At 31.0% G+C, this 3453-nt stretch carries 4 protein-coding genes; all 4 read left to right on the forward strand.

The genetic code is table 11. From position 1 onward, the window contains the following. Positions 1 to 25 precede the first annotated feature (25 nt). The 4 genes from B2U95_RS15965 to B2U95_RS15980 all read left to right on the forward strand — a co-directional run bounded on the left by B2U95_RS15965 (position 26) and on the right by B2U95_RS15980 (position 3364). Positions 26 to 997 carry a D-cysteine desulfhydrase family protein gene (locus B2U95_RS15965; RefSeq protein WP_296317917.1) on the forward strand — a complete coding sequence of 324 codons (972 nt, stop codon included), beginning with the start codon at positions 26 to 28 and terminating at the stop codon, positions 995 to 997. Between the two features lie 223 nt (positions 998 to 1220). Continuing rightward, complete coding sequence (locus B2U95_RS15970) at positions 1221 to 2018, forward strand: carbohydrate kinase family protein (protein ID WP_296317919.1); 798 nt, start codon at positions 1221 to 1223, stop codon at positions 2016 to 2018. Between the two features lie 274 nt (positions 2019 to 2292). After that, on the forward strand, positions 2293 to 2760 hold the full coding sequence (locus tag B2U95_RS15975) for a hypothetical protein (RefSeq protein ID WP_296317921.1): 468 nt from the start codon (positions 2293 to 2295) through the stop codon (positions 2758 to 2760). A 190-nt stretch (positions 2761 to 2950) separates the two neighbouring features. Continuing rightward, a complete protein-coding gene (locus B2U95_RS15980; RefSeq protein WP_296317923.1) occupies positions 2951 to 3364 on the forward strand; it encodes a hypothetical protein in 414 nt (137 codons plus the stop codon). The last annotated feature ends 89 nt before the right edge of the window (positions 3365 to 3453 follow it).

Consider the following 3453-nt stretch of genomic DNA (forward strand, 5'->3'; position numbering starts at 1 on the left):
ATAATGCTAATATAAAAAAAACGAAATGAATAAAGTTAAATTATTGAATAGGGAATCTTCATTGGAATTTCTACCTAACCTATCTGCCAAATTAGGTCCGAAAATATATATAAAAAGAGATGATCAAGGTGGTCGTGGAGGCGGTGGAAATAAATTGAGAAAATACGAAAGAATTATAGCTGATGCTCTTGATAAAAAAGCAGATACTCTAATAATTGCAGGACATTATCAATCTAATGCAGCACGAGAACTTGTAGGAGCTGCTTGTCAGCTTAGAATAAAATCAATTGTCGTTTGTAAATCAATGATACCAGAACAAAATCCGACTTTTAATGAAAACGGAAATGCTCTTTTGATGAAGTTAATGAACGCTAATATAGTTGCTATTGATAAAGAAGATGACTTTCAAATAGAAATGGAACGAGTTGCAAAAGATGTTGTCAAAAATGGACATCAACCTTATCTAATTCCTTTTGGAGGTTCTAATTTATTAGGATCTTTAGGTTACTTAGATTGTGCTAATGAAATTATTGAACAATTTAAGAATGAAGAAGGTAAATCACCAAACTATGTAATTACCCCAACTGGTAGCGGGGGAACAATGGCAGGACTTGTCGCAGGATTTGCAATCGCAGAAAAATCAACAAAAGTCATTGGGTTTAGTGTACTTCATAAAGACCAAACAATAGAAAATATTGTAACTCGTCTAACAGATGAAATAGTAAATAAAATTAAACCAAATTCTAACTTGAAAATTAATTTTGAGTTAGACACAAACTTTGTTGGAGATGAATATGGAATTCCAACCGAAGGTGGTAAAAAAGCAATTGGTATGTTAGCTGAATTAGAAGGAATTTTCTTGTGCCCTGTTTACACCAGTAAAGCAATGGCTGGATTAATAGATTATATAGAAAAAAATAAAATACAAAAAGAGGATACCGTAGTTTTTATCCATACTGGTGGAATGCCTTTAGTACACGCATATTATAATCAGTAAAAAAGAACTACACACAAAAACGTGTATAAGTAATAAGGGTTAAGTGCTTAACCAAAAGTTCGTGCTTATTTACTAAGTCCGCCAAATTTGTAATTTGACGGTTAAATAAAAAAAGGTAACAGTAAAATTGCAAATTTGGCTAAGTGCTAAACTGAAAATTATTGTATGTTTATTCCCTTACTACTCATACACAATACGTTGTGTGTAATTTGAACAAACAGAAATGAAAATAACAGCATTAACATCTTTTTGTGTCGATTTCTTTCCTGAATTGGATAAAATTCACGTCGGAGGAAATTCATTGAACTTTGCTACTCAATGCAAACTTTTAGGATATGAAAACACCTCGGTAATTGGGGCAATTGGAAAAGATAGATTTGGAAAACTAATAGAAAACCAATTAGATAAATTAAATATAAATCGTTCTAGGTTATACCAGATTAACGAACCGACTGCATCAAATAAAATTTTTATTAATGAAAAAGGAGACAGATATTTTAAAGACGATAGCTGGAATGGAGGCGCATTTGATAAGTTTAGATTATCAGAAAGTGATTGGAATTCATTAGCTGACAGTAAAATTGTTGCAATGCCAGCTGGTGCCTCAAACTTGAAAGAACTTTTAAAGAGACGTAATGGAAGTCAATTAATAGTCATTGACTTTTTAGACTACTTGGGAATTGACTTTATCAAAGAACATATAGACAATATCGATATTGTTTTTCTGAGTGGTAAAGAAGAAATGCTAGATGAACTGCAAGAACTTTCTTCCCAAAAGAGAAAACTAATAGTGTCGACTTTAGGAGCAAAAGGTAGTGTAGCCCTTTTTAAAAATAAAAGATATTACCAAAAAGCGATTGAAGTTGATAAAATTATTGACACAACAGGTTGTGGAGACGCTTTTCAAGCAGCTTTTAGTATTGAATGGCTGAAAACTAAAGACATAGAAAAATCATTAAAAGAAGGTTCAATTGCTGCTAGTAAAGTTTTGAATTTTGTAGGTGGAGTTGAACAAGAATAGAAAACTACACACAACACCGTGTATAAAACATAGCTAGTAAAAGGCTTTTCTAGAGGTTTGTCTTTATTTACTAAGACCGCCAAATTTTTAAATTTGGCTTTTAAGAATGATAAGGTAAAAACAAAATATAAAAATTCGGCTCTGTGTTAAACCGAAAAATAGCGTTTATTTATACGCTACGTTTCATACACAAGACCGTTGTAGCCAATTAAAACCAACTTCGAAAAGTTAAACACTGGTGTAACAAAAAAACTAATTCAACTACTTATAAAGTATGATGAACATTAACAAGGCTTCCGAGTTATTAAACAATTTACTATCCCAAACGGATAAAAAATCTGAAAGAAAAATTTATAGCTGTTTTATACGAACATTATCTTCATTGAAAGACAAAGACTTAACTGAAAGTCAAACTCAATTAATACAAGAAAAACTTTCGTCATTGAATTTAAACACTACAACGGAAAACAGAAAAAAATACTACAAGCAGGAACTTTCTAAATTTAAAGCATTTTTGAAAGATAAATTTTCTTTCACATCTGAAAAGTATTATACGGAAATGGGTATGATTTACGGAATGAGTATTGGAATGAGTATTGGACTGTCTGTTGGAGTAGCTATTAACCCAACTTTAGGAATAAGTATTGGATTATCTATTGGAACTGGTGTTGGAATGGTACTTGGAATGGCCTATGGAGCAAAAAAAGACGCTGAAGCTAAAAGACAAGGGTTAGTTATTTAAAAGAATAACCGGAATAAAAAAACTGGCTACAACAACGTGTATAATTAATTGCTTGTTCTGTGTGTATTCGGAAAATCCTGCGGATTTCCTCTGGTTCGTTTTCTTTTACTAAATTAGTTGCTGAAGCACGCAACTAGTCTTATACAACAATGTTGTACACAATTAAAACCCAGATACCATAGACAAAATTATGAAACTAGAAATACCTACTTGTAGAATTTTAGATGACATATTATTTCTACTATTATCATACGAAAATCCATCGTTCAATAAAATCTTTGATGAAATCAATCCTAGAATTATTGATATGGATTTTGTATCAAAAGCATTACCTAATCACAATTGGAATGTTGGACAAAAAGAATTAATTAAAGAAAAATTACTTCAAGACCTTAATAAAAACTTGAAAATAAATCAAAAAGGTCAAGAGTTTATTCAAAATGGAGGTTATTATTTTGCACGAATAAAAGAAAGTCAAAAAATTGAATTACAAACTCAATCGGACTTGTTGAACAAAAAGTATAACAAAAAATTGACGATTTTCGGACTAGTAATTTTTGTCATACAAATCACTAGTATATATTGTTTGAAATACATTTTATAAATAACTGTGTACAACACGGTGTATAATTAATTGCTTGTTCACTGCCGACTTACGAACATTCCTGCGGAATATTCTATCTGTGATTTATT

The sequence above is a fragment of the Winogradskyella sp. UBA3174 genome, from assembly GCF_002364335.1.
In the GTDB taxonomy this organism is placed as follows: Bacteria; Bacteroidota; Bacteroidia; order Flavobacteriales; family Flavobacteriaceae; genus Winogradskyella.

Coding starts and splice junctions, on each gene's coding strand:
- B2U95_RS15970 (WP_296317919.1), top strand. CDS start 1,221: ATGAAAATAACAGCATTAACATCTTTTTGTGTCGATTTCTTTCCTGAA.
- B2U95_RS15975 (WP_296317921.1), top strand. CDS start 2,293: ATGATGAACATTAACAAGGCTTCCGAGTTATTAAACAATTTACTATCC.
- B2U95_RS15980 (WP_296317923.1), top strand. CDS start 2,951: ATGAAACTAGAAATACCTACTTGTAGAATTTTAGATGACATATTATTT.
- B2U95_RS15965 (WP_296317917.1), top strand. CDS start 26: ATGAATAAAGTTAAATTATTGAATAGGGAATCTTCATTGGAATTTCTA.